This is a genomic window from Limnohabitans sp. TS-CS-82, from assembly GCF_002943475.1.
The window spans coordinates 383871-401633 of sequence record NZ_PTQX01000002.1; the positions used below are offsets into that span (position 1 = coordinate 383871).

Annotated in this window: 15 protein-coding genes; 10 read left to right on the forward strand and 5 right to left on the reverse strand. The window is 57.2% G+C overall.

Going from position 1 to position 17763, the window contains the following annotated elements; all coding sequences use genetic code 11:
- Positions 1-2 precede the first annotated feature (2 nt).
- The 5 genes from murI to C5F52_RS06195 all read right to left on the reverse strand — a co-directional run bounded on the left by murI (position 3) and on the right by C5F52_RS06195 (position 4681).
- Complete coding sequence (gene murI, locus C5F52_RS06175) at positions 3-827, reverse strand: glutamate racemase (RefSeq protein ID WP_104797456.1); 825 nt, start codon at positions 825-827, stop codon at positions 3-5.
- A 71-nt stretch (positions 828-898) separates the two neighbouring features.
- Positions 899-1861, reverse strand: coding sequence for a PfkB family carbohydrate kinase (locus C5F52_RS06180; protein WP_146100047.1), 963 nt, complete (start codon positions 1859-1861; stop codon positions 899-901).
- Entirely contained in the window at positions 1858-2652 is a 795-nt protein-coding gene (locus C5F52_RS06185; RefSeq protein WP_104797458.1) for an ATP-binding cassette domain-containing protein, read from the reverse strand. Before C5F52_RS06185 ends, C5F52_RS06180 begins: the two co-directional genes overlap by 4 nt.
- A 2-nt stretch (positions 2653-2654) precedes the next feature.
- Positions 2655-3614 carry an ABC transporter permease gene (locus tag C5F52_RS06190; RefSeq protein WP_104797459.1) on the reverse strand — a complete coding sequence of 320 codons (960 nt, stop codon included), beginning with the start codon at positions 3612-3614 and terminating at the stop codon, positions 2655-2657.
- Positions 3615-3682: 68 nt separating this feature from the next.
- On the reverse strand, positions 3683-4681 hold the full coding sequence (locus C5F52_RS06195; RefSeq protein ID WP_104797830.1) for a sugar ABC transporter substrate-binding protein: 999 nt from the start codon (positions 4679-4681) through the stop codon (positions 3683-3685).
- A gap of 178 nt (positions 4682-4859) precedes the next feature.
- On the opposite strand from C5F52_RS06195, the gene C5F52_RS06200 reads away from it, so the two are divergent.
- The 10 genes from C5F52_RS06200 (at position 4860) to ppc (ending at position 17740) form a co-directional block, all read left to right on the forward strand.
- Positions 4860-5300 (forward strand): RbsD/FucU family protein, encoded by a 441-nt coding sequence (locus C5F52_RS06200; protein WP_104797460.1) that lies wholly within the window; start codon positions 4860-4862, stop codon positions 5298-5300.
- Positions 5297-6511, forward strand: coding sequence for an ROK family transcriptional regulator (locus tag C5F52_RS06205; protein WP_104797461.1), 1215 nt, complete (start codon positions 5297-5299; stop codon positions 6509-6511). Before C5F52_RS06200 ends, C5F52_RS06205 begins: the two co-directional genes overlap by 4 nt.
- A gap of 65 nt (positions 6512-6576) precedes the next feature.
- Positions 6577-7425 carry a MurR/RpiR family transcriptional regulator gene (locus C5F52_RS06210; RefSeq protein ID WP_104797462.1) on the forward strand — a complete coding sequence of 283 codons (849 nt, stop codon included), beginning with the start codon at positions 6577-6579 and terminating at the stop codon, positions 7423-7425.
- Positions 7422-8888, forward strand: coding sequence for a glucose-6-phosphate dehydrogenase (zwf, locus tag C5F52_RS06215; protein WP_104797463.1), 1467 nt, complete (start codon positions 7422-7424; stop codon positions 8886-8888). The genes C5F52_RS06210 and zwf overlap by 4 nt, the downstream gene beginning before the upstream one ends.
- Positions 8888-9631 (forward strand): 6-phosphogluconolactonase, encoded by a 744-nt coding sequence (gene pgl, locus C5F52_RS06220; protein WP_104797464.1) that lies wholly within the window; start codon positions 8888-8890, stop codon positions 9629-9631. Before zwf ends, pgl begins: the two co-directional genes overlap by 1 nt.
- An 8-nt stretch (positions 9632-9639) precedes the next feature.
- Positions 9640-11472, forward strand: coding sequence for a phosphogluconate dehydratase (gene edd, locus C5F52_RS06225; protein ID WP_104797465.1), 1833 nt, complete (start codon positions 9640-9642; stop codon positions 11470-11472).
- Positions 11473-11484: 12 nt separating this feature from the next.
- A complete protein-coding gene (gene eda / locus C5F52_RS06230; protein WP_104797466.1) occupies positions 11485-12126 on the forward strand; it encodes a bifunctional 4-hydroxy-2-oxoglutarate aldolase/2-dehydro-3-deoxy-phosphogluconate aldolase in 642 nt (213 codons plus the stop codon).
- Positions 12127-12201: 75 nt separating this feature from the next.
- On the forward strand, positions 12202-13809 hold the full coding sequence (pgi, locus tag C5F52_RS06235) for a glucose-6-phosphate isomerase (protein ID WP_104797467.1): 1608 nt from the start codon (positions 12202-12204) through the stop codon (positions 13807-13809).
- A gap of 3 nt (positions 13810-13812) precedes the next feature.
- Positions 13813-14823: a glucokinase gene (locus C5F52_RS06240; RefSeq protein ID WP_104797468.1), complete on the forward strand. Its 1011-nt coding sequence runs from the start codon at positions 13813-13815 to the stop codon at positions 14821-14823.
- A 25-nt stretch (positions 14824-14848) separates the two neighbouring features.
- Complete coding sequence (ppc, locus tag C5F52_RS06245; RefSeq protein ID WP_104797469.1) at positions 14849-17740, forward strand: phosphoenolpyruvate carboxylase; 2892 nt, start codon at positions 14849-14851, stop codon at positions 17738-17740.
- Positions 17741-17763 lie beyond the last annotated feature (23 nt).

The window sequence follows — 17763 nt, forward strand, 5'->3', positions numbered from 1 at the left end:
CTTTAAGGCAGCGCCTGCACCGTGAGCGGCGCGTCCCACAGGTGGGACATGACGGCTTGTGCCTGCGCCACATCGCCTGAGGTGAAAAACTGCACGTGTCCTTGCTGGCTTGCGCTAGACAAACTCCCGTTGTTTGCCAAACGACGGGCCAACTCTCGGGCCACAGCCTCGGCAGGATCGAGCAACGTCACGCCCTCACCCGCAACGCGTTGGATGGTGTCGCGCAAAAACGGGTAATGCGTGCAGCCCAGCACCAAGGTGTCTGCGCCCTGCTCTAGCAGCGGCGTGATGAATTGGCGCAGCAAGGCCTCGGTCTCGGGGCTGTGTAAATCAGCACGCTCCACCTGCTCCACAAGACCCGGGCAGCCTTGCAGCAAGATGCGTTTGTCCGCGCCATACAGCTCCACCAGCCTAGCCACCGCTGCGCTTTGCACAGTTTGGCGCGTGGCCAGCACACCCACCACGCCGCTGCGTGTGAGCACCACAGCGGGTTTGATGGCGGGCTCAATCGCCACCACAGGCAAATGTGTTTGCTCGCGCAAGGTTTTGGCGGCCACCACAGTGGCCGTGTTGCATGCGATGGTGATGGCTTTGACGCCCTGCGCTGCCAACCAGTTGCCCACAGTCAGCGTGCGTTGGGTGATGTGCGCTTCAGATTGGTCGCCATACGGGGCGTGACCGGAGTCCGCCACATAAATCAAGTGCTCATGCGGCAGCGCAGCGCGGATGGCGCGCAAGACGGACAGGCCACCGACACCCGAATCAAACACGCCAATGGCGCCTTGAAATGGGCTCGCTGTCGTGGAGGAAGCAATGGGCTGGGACATGGTCCGAAGATGCAGAAACTGGGTTGGGGTGAATCAACAATCTGCACATTCTCGCCGAGACGAGGACGCGGTTACAGCCCTGCGTCTAAGGTCGCTATATCGGGAGGTTGGCAGCCGACACGGCTGCAATTGATAGCGGCAGCCACCAAGGCGCGTTGCAAGGTTTGAGGCACACGTTGCATGGCAAGGCTGTTGTTGTTCAAGGTGTCGTGCCGTACCCAATCTGCCAAGCAACTGCCCCAAAACGTGTCGCCTGCGCCCACTGTGTCTTTCACATCCAGCACGGGCGCTGCGCCTTGTGCATGTGCATCACCCACTTGCAAATAAGCGCCTTGCGCACCAAAGGTCAACGCCACACGCGAGCAACCTTGGGCCATCCAATGCGTCGCCAAGCTGGAGGCATTGGCCAAAGACACCTCTGCAAAACCGAGCAGTTCTAAATCTTCGTCACTGGCTTTGAGCCAATCGGCAAGGGCCGCCACTTCACGCACGGCTTGCAAGTACGCAGGCACATCATGGGCCACGCGTAGGCGCAGGTTCACGTCCACGCTGATGATCCAACCCAAACGCTTGGCAGCCGCAACGATTTGCAAGACCTTGTGGTGCTCGGGTGGCATGGCCATGAGCGAGCCCGTGTGCAAGATACCTGGCGGCGACGCCTCTAACAAAGCCACCACATCAGCCACTTGGTAGTCACGGTCGGCCACGCCTTCACGGTAAAAACCGTAACTGGGTTGCCCCTCATGCACTTGCACCACAGCCAGCGAGGTGGGCAAGGCCGAGCGCGGCAACAAGCTGCGTGCATGGTTGGCTTGCAAATGGTCGAGCAATGCTTGGCCAAATGCATCCGTCGACAACGGTGCAATGAACCCCACCGACGCACCTTGCAGCGCTGTGGCGCAAGCCAAGTTGTAAGGGCTGCCACCCAAGTGCGGCACCAGCGAGCCATCGGGCTGCGCCATGCAGTCCATCAAGGCTTCACCCAGTACCCAGACCGGTATGCGAGCAGGTGGCGTGTGTGATGCAGTGCTCAAGCCAAGCACTCCGCAGGAATATCTTCGGGCTTCATCGCGCCCGTCATCACCGCCACGGTGTCACTCATGCTGATGTTTTTCGGGTTCAACACGGCTGCGCGTTTGCCCAAACGGGCCACGTGGATGCGGTCTGCAATTTCAAACACATGGGGCATGTTGTGCGAAATCAGCACCACGGGCAGGCCTTTGTCGCGCACGCGGCGAATCAGCTCAAGCACCATATTGCCTTCTTTCACGCCCAGCGCTGCCGTGGGTTCATCCATGATGACCACGTGCTGCGCAAACGCGGCGGCGCGGGAGACAGCCACGCACTGACGCTGACCGCCAGACAAGGTTTCTACCGCTTGGGTCATCGAGCGAATGCCCACCTTGAGGTCGTTCATGCGCTCAATGCTTTCTTGCAGCATTCGCTTTTTGTCCAGCATGCGCAGCACGTTGCCTGCAAAGCCGGGACGGCGAATTTCGCGGCCTAAAAACAAGTTCTCGGCAATGCTCATCGCAGGCGCAACGGCCAAATCTTGGTACACGGTTTCAATGCCTGCACGGCGGGCATCGATGGGCGATTTGAAATGGATGGGGTTGCCATCCAAGGAAATCATGCCTTCATCAGGCACCGTGGCGCCCGACAAACATTTGATGAGTGACGACTTGCCCGCGCCGTTGTCGCCAATGACCGCCAAAATTTCGCCTGCGCGCAGCTCAAAGTCTGCACCGTCCAACGCGGTCACTTGACCGTAGCGTTTCACGAGGCCTTTGGCCGACATGACGATGTTGTGTTGTGTGCCGCTCATGATTAGCGTGCTCCCTTGCGTGAGAGTTGATCTGTGGCCACAGCCAAGATCACCAAAATACCTGTGACCAAAATTTGATAAACCGACGACACGCCCATGAGCGTGAGGCCGTTGCGGAAGACGCCAACAATCAACGCGCCGACCAAAGTACCCAACACAATGCCACGGCCACCAAACAAACTGGTGCCGCCCAACACCACGGCGGTGATGGCATCTAAGTTTTCGGTTTGTCCTGCATTGGGGTCACCCGCGCCTGTGCGCGCCACACCCAACATAGCGGCCAGCCCGTAGCAAAGCCCTGCCAAGACATACACACCCAACAGCACTTTTTCTGTCGGGATGCCTGTCAAACGTGTGGCCTCAGGGCTGTTGCCCACGGCGTACACATGTCGGCCTGCTGCGGTTTCACGCAACGCAAACCAAGTAAATAAATAGAGACCGAGCATCATCACCACGCCGTAGCTCACGGTCGCGCCACCCAATGAAAATGTGTTGCCCAGCCAGTTCATGCCAGCAGGAATATCGGTCACGGTTTGTGAACCTGAATAAAGCTGCGTGATGGCAAAGGCAATGTTCAAGGTGCCCAAGGTCACGATGAAAGGCGGTAATTTGATGCGCGTCACCAGCACACCATTGAGGTAACCAAACAAGGTCGTCACCGCTAAACCACACGCCATTGCGACGGGCGTCGAAAGCCCATAGTCCGCTGCAAATTTGGTCATCACAATGCCACCCAGCGCCATGACCATGCCACATGACAAGTCAATGCCTGCAGTCAAGATGATGAGGGTTTGACCAATCGCAATCACGCCCACCACCATGACTTGCGCCAAGATGAGCGAGAAGTTTTGGGTGCTCAAAAACCGGTCGCTTTGGCTGGCAAAAAACACGCAGGCCAACACCAGCGCAATCAGCGGCCCCAAGGTGCCCATGGGCGGGAGCTTGTCTTTGAAGGAATTCATACAGTGACTTTTTTCTTTGAAATCGGAGGGGGCCACACGGCCCCCTCACTCAAGCGTTTGATCACGCTTTACTTGTTACCCCAGCACAGGTCTGCGCCAGTTTTCACGTCTTTGCTGTCCACGCCCTTCATGGCCTTAGCAGCAATCAATGTCACACCCGTGTCGGTGTAGCCGCTGACTTTTTTACCGGTCTTGGCATATTCCACACCCGCAGCCACACCCATGGCGGCCATGCGCAAGGGGTATTGTTGCGATGTCGCTGCGATCACGCCAGCGCCCACGTCTTTGATGCCAGCGCAGCCACCGTCCACAGACACGATCAACACGTCTTTCTCTTTGCCTGCGGCCTTGAGTGCGTTGTAAGCACCGGCAGCTGCGGGTTCATTGATGGTGTAGACCACGTTGATGTTGGGGTTCTTTTGCAAGCAGTTTTCCATGCCGGTTTGGCCCTTGGCGCGGTCGCCAAAGCTGTCGGCCATACACACCACTTCAGCAGGTTTGGCCAACTCGTTGCTCTTGGCGTCGAGTGAGGTCAAGCCGTAGCCTTGCAAGAAACCGTTGTGGCGCTGTGCGCCCACAGGGTGGCCTGGGAACAAATCGAGGGTGGCGATGACGGGCTTCTTGCCATTCAACGCGGCTTTGGCGTATTGACCAATGAAGACACCGGCTTTGTAGTTGTCCGTCGCAAACAACGCGTCAGTCGCGTTGGCAGGTTCTGTGGGGCTGTCCAAGGCGATGACCATCACGCCTTGTGCTTGAGCTTTCTTGATGGCAGGCACGATGGCCTTGGAGTCGCTGGGCGTGATCAAAATGGTTTTAGCACCGGCCGCAATCATGTTTTCCATGGCGGTGACTTGACCTGCGTTGTCGCCATCGGTCTTGCCTGCCGCAGACATCACCTTGGCACCGAGTTTGGTGGCTTCGGCTTGTGCGCCCTCTTTCATCTTCACAAAGAAGGGGTTGGTTTCGGTTTTGGTGATCAAGCCGATCACTGGCTCAGCCGCATAGGCGCTGGTTGCGGCCAAGGCAAGAGCTGTCAACATCAATTTAGGTGTGTTCAATTTCATCAAGGTCTCCACGTTGTTGGTAATCATCGCCGACGCACTTTTGCGCCGCGACTTAAATGTAAGATAACTCGACTTACTAAATCAAGTTAGTTTAGTTAGTACATACCCTGAAACACGAGTTGCTAAAAATTTGGCATCCTCCAAGGCCTGACAATATTGACAAATTAAGGACAGATACGTGCTCAAAGGAATTGACCCCATCCTCACCCCCGAGTTGCTCATGCACCTGTGTGCCATGGGCCATGGCGAATGGGTTGCCGTTGTGGATGCCAACTTCACCGCTGATTATTTGGCACACGGCAAACCCGTGGTGCGCCTCCCCGGCCTCAGCCTAGAACGCGTGAGCGACGCGGTGCTGTCGGTGTTCCCACTCGCCACCGATGTGGCGCAACCAGCCGCCCTCATGCATGTGTGCCACAGCGAGGCCAGCCATCGCACCGAAGCACAACAAGCGGTGATTGGTTTGGTCAACAAGGCGGGCTTTGCGTCGAATCAAGTCGAAGCTGTGGAGCGCTATGCGTTCTACGAGAAAATCAAAGGCGCCAGTTTGATTGTGCAAACTGGCGAAGGCACGGCCTACGGCAATGCCATGTTCTGCAAAGGTGTGATTCTTTTATGAAAACAATGCGTGGGTCTAACCACACCGGCATGCGCCAATTCAACGAGCGCACGGTGCTGCGCGCCATTCGTCACGAAGGCGCCATTCCCAAAGCCGATTTGGCACGCCTCACGCAGCTGTCGTCACAAACCGTGTCCATCATCGTCAATCGTTTGCTGGAAGATGGTTTGCTCATCAAGCAAGACCGCATTCGCGGCAAGATTGGCCAGCCCTCGGTACCACTCGCCATCAACCCAGATGGTGCCTACAGCATTGGCTTGCAAGTGGGCCGCCGCAGCCTTGAGGTGGTGGTGACTGATTTTCTTGGCCAAATGCGCCACCAGTGGCAACACAACTACCCCTACCCCTCGCCCACCGAAGTGCTGCCCAAAATCAAAGAAGGTTTGAAGCTCATGCAAAAACGCATGGGCGCTGAAGCTTGGAAACGCGCCGTGGGCATTGGCCTGAGTGCGCCGCTGGCCATGCACCAATGGGGCGACTTGATGGGTAAGAAGGCTCAAAAAGCCATGGTGGATTGGGAGCACATCGACTTGGTGCAAGAGGTGCAAGCCATGTCGGCCCTGCCCGTTGAATTTGCCAAAGACACCACCGCCGCTTGCGTGGCTGAGTTGGTGCAAGGCTTGGGCCGTGATGTACCTAACTTTTTGTATGTCTATGTGGGCACATTTGTGGGGGGCGGCTTGGTCATGGATGGGCACATCGTCAACGGCCCACGCGGCAACGCAGGTGCGATTGGCTCCATGCCGATTGGCCTGCCACCTTTGGGCACGCGCGCCAATGCCAACACACCTGCACAGTTGCTACAACTCGCCTCAGGTTGGCAGCTGGAACAAGCCTTGATGGTCGCGGGCCACGACCCACTCTTGGTGCAGCAAAACGCGATCATGAGCCCCGAGTTCAGCGCGTTCACACAGCCTTGGTTGTCACAAGCTGCGAAAGCTTTGGCCATGAGTGCCACCAGTGCCGCCGCTCTGCTGGATTTGGACGCCATCATCATGGATGGTTCGCTCAACCCCAAGCTCTTGCAAGCCCTGATTCAACAAACCGAAGCCAGCTTGGCGCAATTCAGTTTTGATGGCATTCATCAGCCCCAAATTTTGGCCGGCCGCGTGGGCAGCCACGCCCGTGCTTTGGGTGGTGCACTGCTGCCTTTGCATGCCCAATTTTTCCCTGACAAAGACATCTTTTTGAAGCAAGACGAACTCGGGTAATCATCCAGAAAAATGATCTGTAACCAGGTTGACCAAAAACATGAAACTAAGTTACATTTGCGTTCATGTTGGAACGCATCAAATCGACCCTCTCGTCCTTAGCCCCCGCCGAACAGCGCGTGGGCAAGCTTCTTCTCTCTGACCCACGCACGTTCTCGACGCTGCCCGTCACCGAACTGGCCGAACGTGCAGGCGTGAGCAAACCGACCGTGGTGCGCTTTTGCCGCAGTATGGGCTACGAAGGTTTGAGTGATTTCAAACTCAAGCTCGCCGGCAGTTTGAGCGAAGGCGTGCCCTTCATCCACCGCAACGTGGGCGCACAAGACAACAGCAATGATGTGTTGGTCAAAGTCATTGACAACACCGTCACTGCATTTTTGAAATACCGCAACGACGCGTCGTCTGCGCAAATCGACAAAGCGGCCGAAGCCATCGCCCTGACCCACAAAAAAGGCAAGCGCCTTGAATTTTTTGGCGTGGGCAATTCAGGCATCGTGGCGCAAGACGCACAACACAAATTTTTCCGTCTGGGTTTTCACACCATCTCGCACAGCGACGGCCACATGCAAATCATGAGTGCCTCTTTGCTCGGCCCTGGTGACTGTTTGGTGGTGTTCTCTAACTCTGGCCGCACGCGTGATTTGCTCGACTCGTGCGAGATTGCCAAAAAGAACGGTGCCACCACCGTGGTGGTCACCGCCTCTGGCTCACCTCTGGCCAATGCCGGAAAAATTCACCTCGCAGCGGACCATCCCGAAAGCTACGAAAAATTCAGCCCCATGGTGTCGCGCTTGCTGCACCTGATGATCGTCGACGTGTTGGCCACCACTGTGGCACTGCGCATTGGCAGCACTCAGCTGCAACCTTTGCTGCGCAACATGAAACAAAACCTTCTTAACAAACGTTACTCATGACACACCCCAATCCACCAGCGGGCACGCTGGACATCGTGATTTTTGGCGGCGCTGGCGACTTGTCGTTTCGCAAACTCTTGCCTGCGCTGTACATGGCGCATTTGCATGACAAGCTCGATGCATCCGCACGCATCATTGCTGTGGGCCGCCAAGATTGGACGCGCCAAGAGTATTTGGATTTCATCGACAAAAACTCACCGGCCTTCATCGAAAAAGACGCCTTCACCTCAGACGATTGGCAAAGCTTTTTGAACCGCTTGGCCTACGTGAGCATGGATGTCACCAACGCCAACGACTTCACCAAACTCAAAGACTTGTGCGACAAACCCGCGCTGCGCGTCTATTACTTGGCCACAGCGCCGAGCTTGTTCACGCAAATTTGTGCGCACTTGTCGGGCGCAGGTTTGGTGGATGCGCAGTCGCGCGTGGTGCTTGAAAAACCACTGGGCACTGACCTCGCCTCTGCTCGCGACATCAACAGTCAAGTGGCCCGTTACTTTGACGAGCAACAGATTTACCGCATCGACCACTACCTCGGCAAAGAGACGGTGCAAAACCTGATGGTGCTGCGTTTTGGCAATGCCATTTTTGAGCCACTGTGGCGCGCGCCTTACATCAAGAGCGTGCAAATCACCGTGGCCGAAAGCGTGGGCGTGGGCAGCCGTGCAGGTTTTTATGACGGTGCTGGTGCCATGCGTGACATGGTGCAAAACCACTTGTTGCAGCTTCTGTGTATCGTGGCCATGGAGCCGCCTATTTCCTTGGGCGCAGACGACGTGCGTGATGAAAAGCTCAAAGTGTTGCGCTCGCTGCGCAAGATGGATTTGGCTGACATCAAACGCGACACCGTGCGCGGCCAATACACCGCAGGTGCTTCTGAAGGTGCCGCTGTCAAAGGCTATTTAGAAGAAGACAACGTGCCCGCCAGCAGCCGCACCGAAACCTTTGTGGCCTTGCGTGCGCAGATCAACAACGCACGCTGGGCCAATGTGCCCTTCTTCTTGCGCACGGGCAAACGCATGCAGCGTCGCGAATCGCAAATCATCATTGAGTTTGCGGACCAGCCGTTTTCCATCTTTGGTTCTACCGCACAGCAAGAGCCCAACCGACTCATCATCACCTTGCAGCCTGAAGAATCCATTCAGTTGGAGATGATGGTCAAAGAGCCAGGCACGGGCATGAACTTGCATCCGGTGAAGTTGGGCCTTGACTTGCAACAGTCGTCCGACAAGCGTCGCGCCGAAGCGTACGAGCGTTTGTTGATGGACGTCATCAAAGGCCGCCTCACCCACTTCATGCGTCGCGACGAATTAGAAGCAGCGTGGATTTGGGTCGAGCCCATCATCAACGGCTGGGCCGAGTTGGACGACAAACCTCGCGCCTACTCTGCTGGCAGCTGGGGCCCTGCAGCGTCATCTGCCCTGATGGCGCGCGAAGAACTGTCGTGGTTTGAGGAAGCCTGATGACCTCCACATGGCATCCTGAATCACGCGGCACGTTGACGGTTCACACCGTCAGTGCAGCCGAGTTGAATGTGCGCTTGGCACAAGACATCGCGCAACGTTTAGCCGCAGCCATTCAAGCGCGTGGCTTTGCTGTGCTGAGCGTGTCAGGCGGTAAATCGCCCGTGGCGTTGTTTGAAGCACTGTGTGTGATTGACATCGATTGGTCACGCGTGCGCATCACCTTGGTGGACGAGCGCTGCGTGCCCCGCAGTCACCCCGACAGCAATGCCCTGTTGGTGCAAACCCATTTGCTGCAAGACCTCGCTGCCAAAGCGCAACTGGTGTTCATGGTGGCCAGCACGGCAGAGCCTTTGGATACCCCTGCCACGCTTGCCAAAGCAGCCAGCCTTGCACTGACCGCTGCAGGCGTGGCCGATGTGTTGGTGCTGGGCATGGGGGCTGATGGTCACACGGCGTCGTTATTTCCGGATGCCCCCAATTTGACGGATGCGCTAGACCTGCGCAACACCCAAACCTGCGTGGCCATTGAATTGACACATCCCCCCGCCAATGCGCCCTATGCGCGCATCACGCAAACCTTGGCGCAAATTTTGTCGGCACGACATATCGTGTTGCCGCTCACCGGCACAGACAAACTCAACACCTTGCAGCAAGCTTGGCAACGGGCCACACCTGCACTGCCGATTTTCTTTGTGTTGCAACAAACCCAAACGCCTGTGGCGCTTTGGATTGCCAACTGAAAGTTTTTATGACCACACCCATTCATGCCACCCTCGCCGCCGTCACTGCGCGCATTGAGCAACGCAGCGCCAAAACACGCCAAGCCTATTTGGACGTGTTGGCCAAAGCCAAAAAGCCCGGCCCTTACCGCGGTGGCATGGGCTGCGCCAATGCAGCGCACGCTTATGCGGCCATGCCTGCCAACGACAAGCTGGTGTTGCGCCAAGAGCGTCAGCCCAATGTGGGCGTCATCACGGCGTACAACGACATGCTCTCGGCCCATCAGCCGTATGAGCACTACCCAGAAAAAATTCGTGCGGCCGCACGTGCCGCAGGTGCCACAGCCCAAGTCGCAGGCGGCGTGCCTGCCATGTGTGATGGCGTGACGCAAGGCGAAGACGGCATGGAGCTGTCACTGTTCTCGCGCGATGTGATTGCCTTGGCCACTGCCGTGGGTTTGTCGCACAACGTGTTTGATGCCGCGTTGTTCTTGGGCGTGTGCGACAAGATCGTGCCGGGCCTCTTCATCGGTGCTTTGCAGTTTGGCCATTTGCCTGCGGTGTTTGTGCCGGCGGGTCCGATGACGTCGGGTTTGTCGAACGACGACAAAGCCAAAGTGCGTCAGCAATACGCACAAGGCTTGGTCAGCCGCGAGGTGTTGCTCGAAGCCGAACAAGCGGCGTACCACAGCGCAGGCACGTGCACGTTTTACGGCACGGCCAACTCCAACCAAATGCTCATGGAAATCATGGGCCTGCACTTGCCCGGCTCCTCATTTGTGAACCCAGGCACACCGTTGCGTGAAGCCCTGACGGTAGATGCCGTCAAACGTGCCGTGGCTTTGTCACATGACAAAGAAACAGGTGTGGGTTACCAAATCAACGCCAAGGTCATCGTCAACGGCATCGTGGGTTTGTTGGCCACCGGCGGCTCGACCAACCACACGCTGCACATCGTGGCCATGGCCCGCGCGGCAGGCATTCTTGTGAACTGGGATGACTTCGCGGATCTCTCGGCTTGCGTACCCTTGCTCGCACGTGTCTACCCCAACGGCAACGCCGATGTGAACCACTTCCAAGCCGCGGGTGGCATGGGTTATCTCATGGCCCAGTTGCTCAGCGCAGGTTTGTTGCACGACGATGTGCACACCATCATGGGCCAAGGCCTGCATCGTTACACCGTTGAGCCTTGGCTCAACCCCGCACTTAACGGCCAACTCGATTGGCGCGATGTACCTACCAAGTCAGCCGACGAAGCCGTGTTGCGCCCCGTGACAAATCCTTTCAGCGCCGATGGTGGCTTGCGTTTGTTGCAAGGCAATTTGGGCCGAGCCGTGGTGAAAGTCTCTGCCGTCAAGCCAGAGCACCGCCAAGTGCGTGCGCCTGCCATTGTGCTGACCGACCAAAAGCAACTCGGTGTGTTGTTCAAAGAAGGCAAACTCGAACGCGACTTTGTGGCCGTGGTGCGCAACCAAGGCCCACAAGCCAACGGCATGCCCGAGCTACACCGCCTCACGCCTGTGTTGGGTGTGTTGCAAGACAAAGGCTTCAAAGTGGCCTTGGTCACCGATGGCCGCATGTCGGGTGCATCGGGCAAAGTGCCGGCGGCGATTCACCTCAGCCCAGAGTCTGTGAACGGCGGTTTGATTGGCAAAGTGCAGGACGGCGACATGATTGCGCTTGATTGCGATACACAAACTTTGCAGCTTGAGGTGAGCGAGTCTGAACTCGCAGCACGCACCGCCCCTACCCCTGATTTGTCTGGCAACCAACACGGCACAGGTCGTGACATCTTTGCGCTGTTCCGCGCCAATGCTGCGCTGGCCGAAGAAGGCGCATCGCCTTTGTTCACAAACATCTAAAGCTCACTTGATATGACCCAACTCAACCCCGCATTCACCCGCCCCGCGTTCACTTCACGCGTGGTGCCTGTCATCGTCATCACTCACCCAGACCAAGCCGTGCCCATGGCCCATGCGTTGCTCGAAGGCGGTGTGGACGTGATGGAAATCACCTTGCGCCACGCCGCAGGTTTACCAGCGATTGAACAAGTCGCCAAACACGTACCGCAAATGCATGTGGGCGCAGGCACCGTCACACGCGCCGAAGAAATGGCCCGCGTGCAAGCCGCAGGTGCCAGCTTTGCGCTCTCGCCCGGCATGACCGATGCCTTGGTGCAAGCTGCGATTCAATGCAAACTGCCCTTCATGCCCGGCGTGATGACGCCAGGTGAAGTGATGGCCGCACGTGACTACGGTTTTGGTTTGGTCAAACTTTTTCCCGCGGCACAAGCGGGTGGCTTGGCCATGCTCAAAGCCTTGAGCGGGCCCTTGGGCGATATGCGCTTTTGCCCCACGGGCGGTGTGTCGTTGGCCAATATGGGTGAGTTCTTGCAGCAGCCCAATGTGGCCATGGTCGGTGGCTCATGGCTCACGCCTGTAGATGTGGTGGAACGCGGCGATTGGGCCGAGATCACGCGCTTGGCGCGTGAAGCCACCGACGCGGCTGCTGTTTAAGTTAATTCAACTGTCACATCAAAAGTTTCATTCGACTGCGACTAGAAACGCACTAAATTTGACGAAAATCCAAACATGACTTCATTCGTCCCTCCCCAAAAGCGCCAAGCTTGGCAAGCCCTGCAAGCCTTGGCCCAAGGTCCTCAACCCCACTTACGTGAATTGCTGAAAAGCCCAGAGCGCAACGCAGCTTTGCACGCCAGTGGCGCGGGCATCAGCATCGACTACGAACGTCAACGCGTCACACGCGAAGTCATGCAACAGCTCTTGGCTTTGGCAGACGAATCACACGTCATGCCACAAGCACAAGCCATGTTCAAAGGCGAACCCATCAACGCCACCGAACAACGCGCGGTATTGCACGTGGCTTTGCGTGGCAGCCATGTACCCAACCCACCTTGGGGCCATGAAATTTCAAAGCAAGTGGCCAATGAGTTGCACCGCGTGTGTACCTTTGCCGAGAAAGTGCGCGAAGGCCACATGAAAGGCCATGGCGGCGAATCCATCACCGATGTGGTCAACCTCGGCATTGGTGGCTCAGACCTCGGTCCGCGCATGACCACGGAAGCGCTCAGCCACTTGACGCGCGACAGCTTCAAAAACAAAGTGCGTGTGCACTATGTGTCCAACGTGGATGCTTGGAGCCTGTACACCGCACTCGCCTACCTGAACCCTGCGCGCACCGCGTTTGTGGTGCAAAGCAAAACCTTCACCACGCAAGAAACCATGACCTTGGCTGCTTCGGCTAAGCGTTGGTTGACCGACGGTGGCTGCCCTGAAGACCAACTGGGCAAGCACCTGATTGCGGTGACGGCCAACCCACACATTTCTGCAGCTCAAGGCTTCACCCCTGAACACACCTTTGGTTTTTGGGATTGGGTCGGCGGCCGTTACTCGGTGTGGTCGGCCATTGGTTTGCCTTTGGCCATCTCCATCGGTGCGTTTGCCTTCCAAGACATGCTCTTGGGTGCACGCGCGATGGACGAGCACTTCATGACTGCACCGTCTGACCAGAACCTGCCTTTGCTCATGGCATTGTTCGGCGTGTGGAACCGCAATTTCTTAGGCGCGACCACGCACAACATTGCGCCCTACGCTTCGCCCTTGGGCAAGTTCGCCTCGTTCTTGCAGCAAATGGACATGGAGTCCAACGGCAAAGGCACACACGTCGATGGCAGCCCCGTTGAAGTCGCCACGGCGCCCGTGTTGTGGGGCGGCTTAGGCATCGACGGACAACACGCTTACTTCCAACTCATCCACCAGGGCAAGCACTTGGTACCGATGGACTTCATTGGTTTGCGCACCGAGCGCAGCCCCTTGCCGTTTGCCGCTGAACACCACCGCGTGGTGTTGCTCAACATGCAAGCCCAAGCGCAAGCTTTGGCCATTGGTCGCACACCCGAAGAAACCATGCGTGAGCTACGCGACAGCGGCATGGACGAAGCTGAAGTGCAACGTTTGGCCCCACACCGCAGCTACCCCGGTAACGTGCCCAGCACCACCATTTGGGTGGATGCGCTCACGCCACGCAGCATGGGTGCGCTCATGGCCTTGTACGAACACAAAGTGTTCTGCCAAGCCGCCATCTGGGGCATCCACGCCTACGACCAATGGGGCGTGGAGTTGGGCAAGAAAATGGCGAAAGACATTGAAGCTGCTGAAGCAGCGCGCCTGAAAGCCTGATGCATGTTTGAGTCTCGCGACCCCGCCGTGACCCATGCACAGGCGTATCCGCGCTTGCTCGGCGACATCGGCGGCACCAATGCCCGCTTTGGTTGGCAAGCGCTTGAAGACGCACCCATCACCCACGTGCAAGTGCTGCCCTGTGCCGAACACGAATCGTTGCTGGTTGCGGCACAAACGTATCTCAACGAGCAAGGCTTAAGCGCACCACCCTGCGCGGCATTTGGCATTGCCAACCCCGTCACCGGCGATCAAGTGGCAATGACCAATCACCACTGGAAGTTTTCAGTGAATGCTTTGCGCGAAGGTTTGGGCGTGTCACGCTTTCTGTTGCTCAACGATTTCACTGCACTCGCCTTGTCGCTCACGCTGCTGCCTGATGCACAAAAGCGTCAAGTGGGTGGTGGCGTGGCAGCACCAGATGCAGCGATTGGTTTGATTGGGCCCGGTACGGGCTTGGGCGTGTCGGGTTTGTTTCCGGTGGGCTACCAACACAAGTGGATTCCAATTGCAGGTGAAGGTGGCCATGTGAGTTTGACTGCGACCACCGAACACGAGTTCGCAGCCATTCAACAACTGCAAAAACGCTACGGCCATGTGTCTGCCGAGCGCGTGATTTCTGGCGCGGGCTTGGTCGACCTGTATCACGCGCTGTGTGATTTGAAAGACGGACAAGGTCGAGAAATCACAACGCCTGCCGAAGTGATTGAGCGCGCACAAGAAGTAGCAACCTCAACAGCCAATGAAGCCCTAGATATGTTCTGCGGTTTCTTAGGATCTGTCGCGGGTGACTTGGCGTTGACGCTGGGTGCACGCGGTGGCATCTACATCGGCGGCGGCATCGTGCCGCGCTTGGGCGAGCGCTTTGATGCGTCCCCATTTCGTGAACGCTTTGAGGCCAAAGGTCGGTTCAAGAAGTATTTACAAGAAGTCCCGACTTGGGTGATTCATAGCCCTGTTTCGCCGGCACTGCAAGGTGCGTCGCAGGCTTTGTCGTTGACGCAATGGCAATAAAAAACATTTACAAACCGAGCAATACATGACTGACAAAACTTCAGCCAAAGCCAAACCATCAGCTACTGCCAGAGCAACAGCACAAGCCAAAGAAAACGAACGTCCCTTGGTTGAAGACATTCGCCTCTTAGGCCGCATCTTGGGCGACGTGATTCGCGAACAAGAAGGCAAAGAAGCCTACGAGTTGGTCGAACAAGTGCGCAAGCTCTCGGTGGCGTTTCGCCGCGACGCCGATGCCAGCGCCGACAAAGCCCTGAAAAAACTCTTGGCCTCACTCAGCGCCGAAGCCACCGTGAGTGTGATTCGCGCATTCACCTATTTCAGCCATTTGGCCAACCTCGCCGAAGACCGCCACCACATTCGCCGCCGTGCGATTCACGAACGTGCGGGCGATACGCAAGAGGGCAGCTTGCACATGGCGCTGAGTCGCCTCAAGGCCGCAGGCATCGCACCTAAGAGCATCGTGCAGACATTGGCGCACAGCCATGTGTCGCCTGTACTCACGGCGCATCCCACTGAAGTGCAGCGCAAGAGCATCTTGGACGCAGAGCGTGGCATTGCGCAACTCTTGAGTTTGCGTGACGACATCAAATCTCGCTCTGCCCTGCACGCTTCTGCCAAAGCACCGGATGCTTTGGCCCTGCGCGAACTCGCGGCCAACGAAATGCAATTGCGCGCACGTGTGTTGCAACTGTGGCAAACCCGTTTGCTGCGCTTCACCAAACTCACTGTGTCAGACGAAATTGAAAACGCGCTGAGCTATTACGAATCCACGTTCTTGAGCGAAATCCCGAAGCTCTACGCCGACCTGGAAGCTGAGCTGGGTCAAGCCCACGTGCACAGCTTTTTGCGCATGGGCCAATGGATTGGTGGCGACCGCGACGGCAACCCCAACGTCAACGCCGACACCTTGCGCTTTGCCTTGCGCCGCCAATGCGATGTGGCCTTGCGTCACTATTTGACAGAGATTCACTACCTCGGCACCGAGTTGTCCATGTCGGCCATGTTGGTCGATGTCACGCCTGAAATGCATGCACTGGCAGATCGTTCACCCGACACCAACGCACACCGCCAAGACGAGCCTTATCGCCGCGCCCTGACTGGCATGTATGCGCGCTTGGCTGCTACGCTCAAAAACCTCACAGGCGGTGATGCCGCACGCCATGCGGTGGCGCCACAAAACGCGTACCTTTCGGCCCAAGAGTTGCTGGCTGATTTGCGCGTGATTTCAGAATCACTGCAAGCCCAACACGGCAGCGCCTTGATGGCGCAGCGCCTCACACCGCTCATGCGTGCAGTGGAAGTGTTTGGCTTTCACCTGGCGACCGTGGACTTGCGTCAAAGCTCTGATCAGCACGAGTTGGTGGTGGCCGAGTTGCTGGCCACAGCAGGCGTGGAAAAGAACTACGCCAAGCTCAATGAAGCCCAACGCGTTGAAGTTCTGAACAAGTTGCTGCACGACGCACGCCCGCTGCGCGTGATGGGTGCGAGCTACTCCGAACTCGCGCTCAAAGAGCTGGCGATTTTTGAAACCGCACGCGAGATGTTGGAGACCTTTGGCAAAGACGCCATTCGCCACTACATCATCAGCCACACCGAAACCGTGAGCGATTTGCTCGAAGTGTTGTTGCTGCAAAAAGAAACCGGCTTGATGCGCGGCACCCTAGGCAACACATCAGGCAGCAAAACATCGACCTGCGATCTGATCGTCGTGCCTTTGTTTGAAACCATCGAAGACTTGCGCTGCGCCGCCGACATCATGGGTGGCTTTTACGCGATTGACGGTGTGGCCAACTTGGTCAAGCGCAGCGGTGGCGAGCAAGACATCATGTTGGGCTACTCCGACAGCAACAAAGACGGCGGCATCTTCACCAGCAACTGGGAGCTGTACCGCGCCGAGATTGCATTGGTCACGTTGTTTGATGGCTTGTTCAAGCAGCACGACATCACCCTGCGCATGTTCCACGGCCGTGGCGGCACCGTGGGTCGTGGCGGCGGCCCCAGCTACCAAGCGATTTTGGCGCAGCCCCCAGGCACGGTGCGCGGGCAAATTCGCCTCACCGAACAAGGCGAAGTCATTGGCTCTAAATACGCCAACCCAGAAATTGGCCGTCGCAATTTAGAAACGCTCGTGGCAGCGACTTTAGAAGCCACGATGCTGCAAACCACCAAGCCAGCACCACAAGCATTTTTGGATGCAGCGCAGTGGCTCTCACACGCCAGCATGGCCGCTTACCGTGGCTTGGTGTACGAGACACCAGGCTTCACCGAATATTTCTTTGCGTCCACGCCCTTGCGCGAAATTGCCGAGCTCAACATTGGCTCACGCCCTGCAGCACGACCCAAGAGCGGCAATGCATCGCCTCGCATCGAAGACTTGCGCGCGATTCCTTGGGGCTTCAGCTGGGGTCAATGCCGCTTGACCTTACCCGGTTGGTTGGGCTTTGGCTCGGCTGTGAACCAGTTCATCCACCAACACCCCACGCTCAAGCCCAAAGATGCGTTGGCCTTGCTGCAAAAAATGCAGCGCCAATGGCCGTTCTTCCGCTCGCTCTTGTCCAATCTCGACATGGTGTTGTCCAAGAGCGATTTGGGGCTGGCCTCACGCTACGCCGAGTTGGTGAGTGACACCCGCTTGCGCAAGAAAATTTTTGGTTTGATTGAAGCTGAATGGCATCGGACCACTGATGCCTTGAAGCTCATCACCGGCGACAAACAACGTTTGGTGAACAACGCCGCATTGGAGCGTTCGATGCGCCATCGCTTCCCCTACATCGACCCGCTACACCATTTGCAGGTCGAGTTGATTCGCCGCTACCGCGAAGGCAAGCGCCCGCAAGACCGTGATGAGAAAGCCCAGCGCGGCATTCACATCTCGATCAACGGCATTGCAGCGGGGTTGCGCAACACCGGCTAAACCACGTGACAGACAAAAGAAAA

Bases quoted from the DNA above. Each gene is read 5' to 3' on its own strand.
- murI (WP_104797456.1), bottom strand. From the start codon at position 827: ATGTCCCAGCCCATTGCTTCCTCCACGACAGCGAGCCCATTTCAAGGC.
- C5F52_RS06185 (WP_104797458.1), bottom strand. From the start codon at position 2,652: ATGAGCGGCACACAACACAACATCGTCATGTCGGCCAAAGGCCTCGTG.
- C5F52_RS06190 (WP_104797459.1), bottom strand. From the start codon at position 3,614: ATGAATTCCTTCAAAGACAAGCTCCCGCCCATGGGCACCTTGGGGCCG.
- C5F52_RS06195 (WP_104797830.1), bottom strand. From the start codon at position 4,681: ATGAAATTGAACACACCTAAATTGATGTTGACAGCTCTTGCCTTGGCC.
- C5F52_RS06205 (WP_104797461.1), top strand. From the start codon at position 5,297: ATGAAAACAATGCGTGGGTCTAACCACACCGGCATGCGCCAATTCAAC.
- C5F52_RS06210 (WP_104797462.1), top strand. From the start codon at position 6,577: ATGTTGGAACGCATCAAATCGACCCTCTCGTCCTTAGCCCCCGCCGAA.
- zwf (WP_104797463.1), top strand. From the start codon at position 7,422: ATGACACACCCCAATCCACCAGCGGGCACGCTGGACATCGTGATTTTT.
- pgl (WP_104797464.1), top strand. From the start codon at position 8,888: ATGACCTCCACATGGCATCCTGAATCACGCGGCACGTTGACGGTTCAC.
- edd (WP_104797465.1), top strand. From the start codon at position 9,640: ATGACCACACCCATTCATGCCACCCTCGCCGCCGTCACTGCGCGCATT.
- eda (WP_104797466.1), top strand. From the start codon at position 11,485: ATGACCCAACTCAACCCCGCATTCACCCGCCCCGCGTTCACTTCACGC.
- pgi (WP_104797467.1), top strand. From the start codon at position 12,202: ATGACTTCATTCGTCCCTCCCCAAAAGCGCCAAGCTTGGCAAGCCCTG.
- C5F52_RS06240 (WP_104797468.1), top strand. From the start codon at position 13,813: ATGTTTGAGTCTCGCGACCCCGCCGTGACCCATGCACAGGCGTATCCG.
- ppc (WP_104797469.1), top strand. From the start codon at position 14,849: ATGACTGACAAAACTTCAGCCAAAGCCAAACCATCAGCTACTGCCAGA.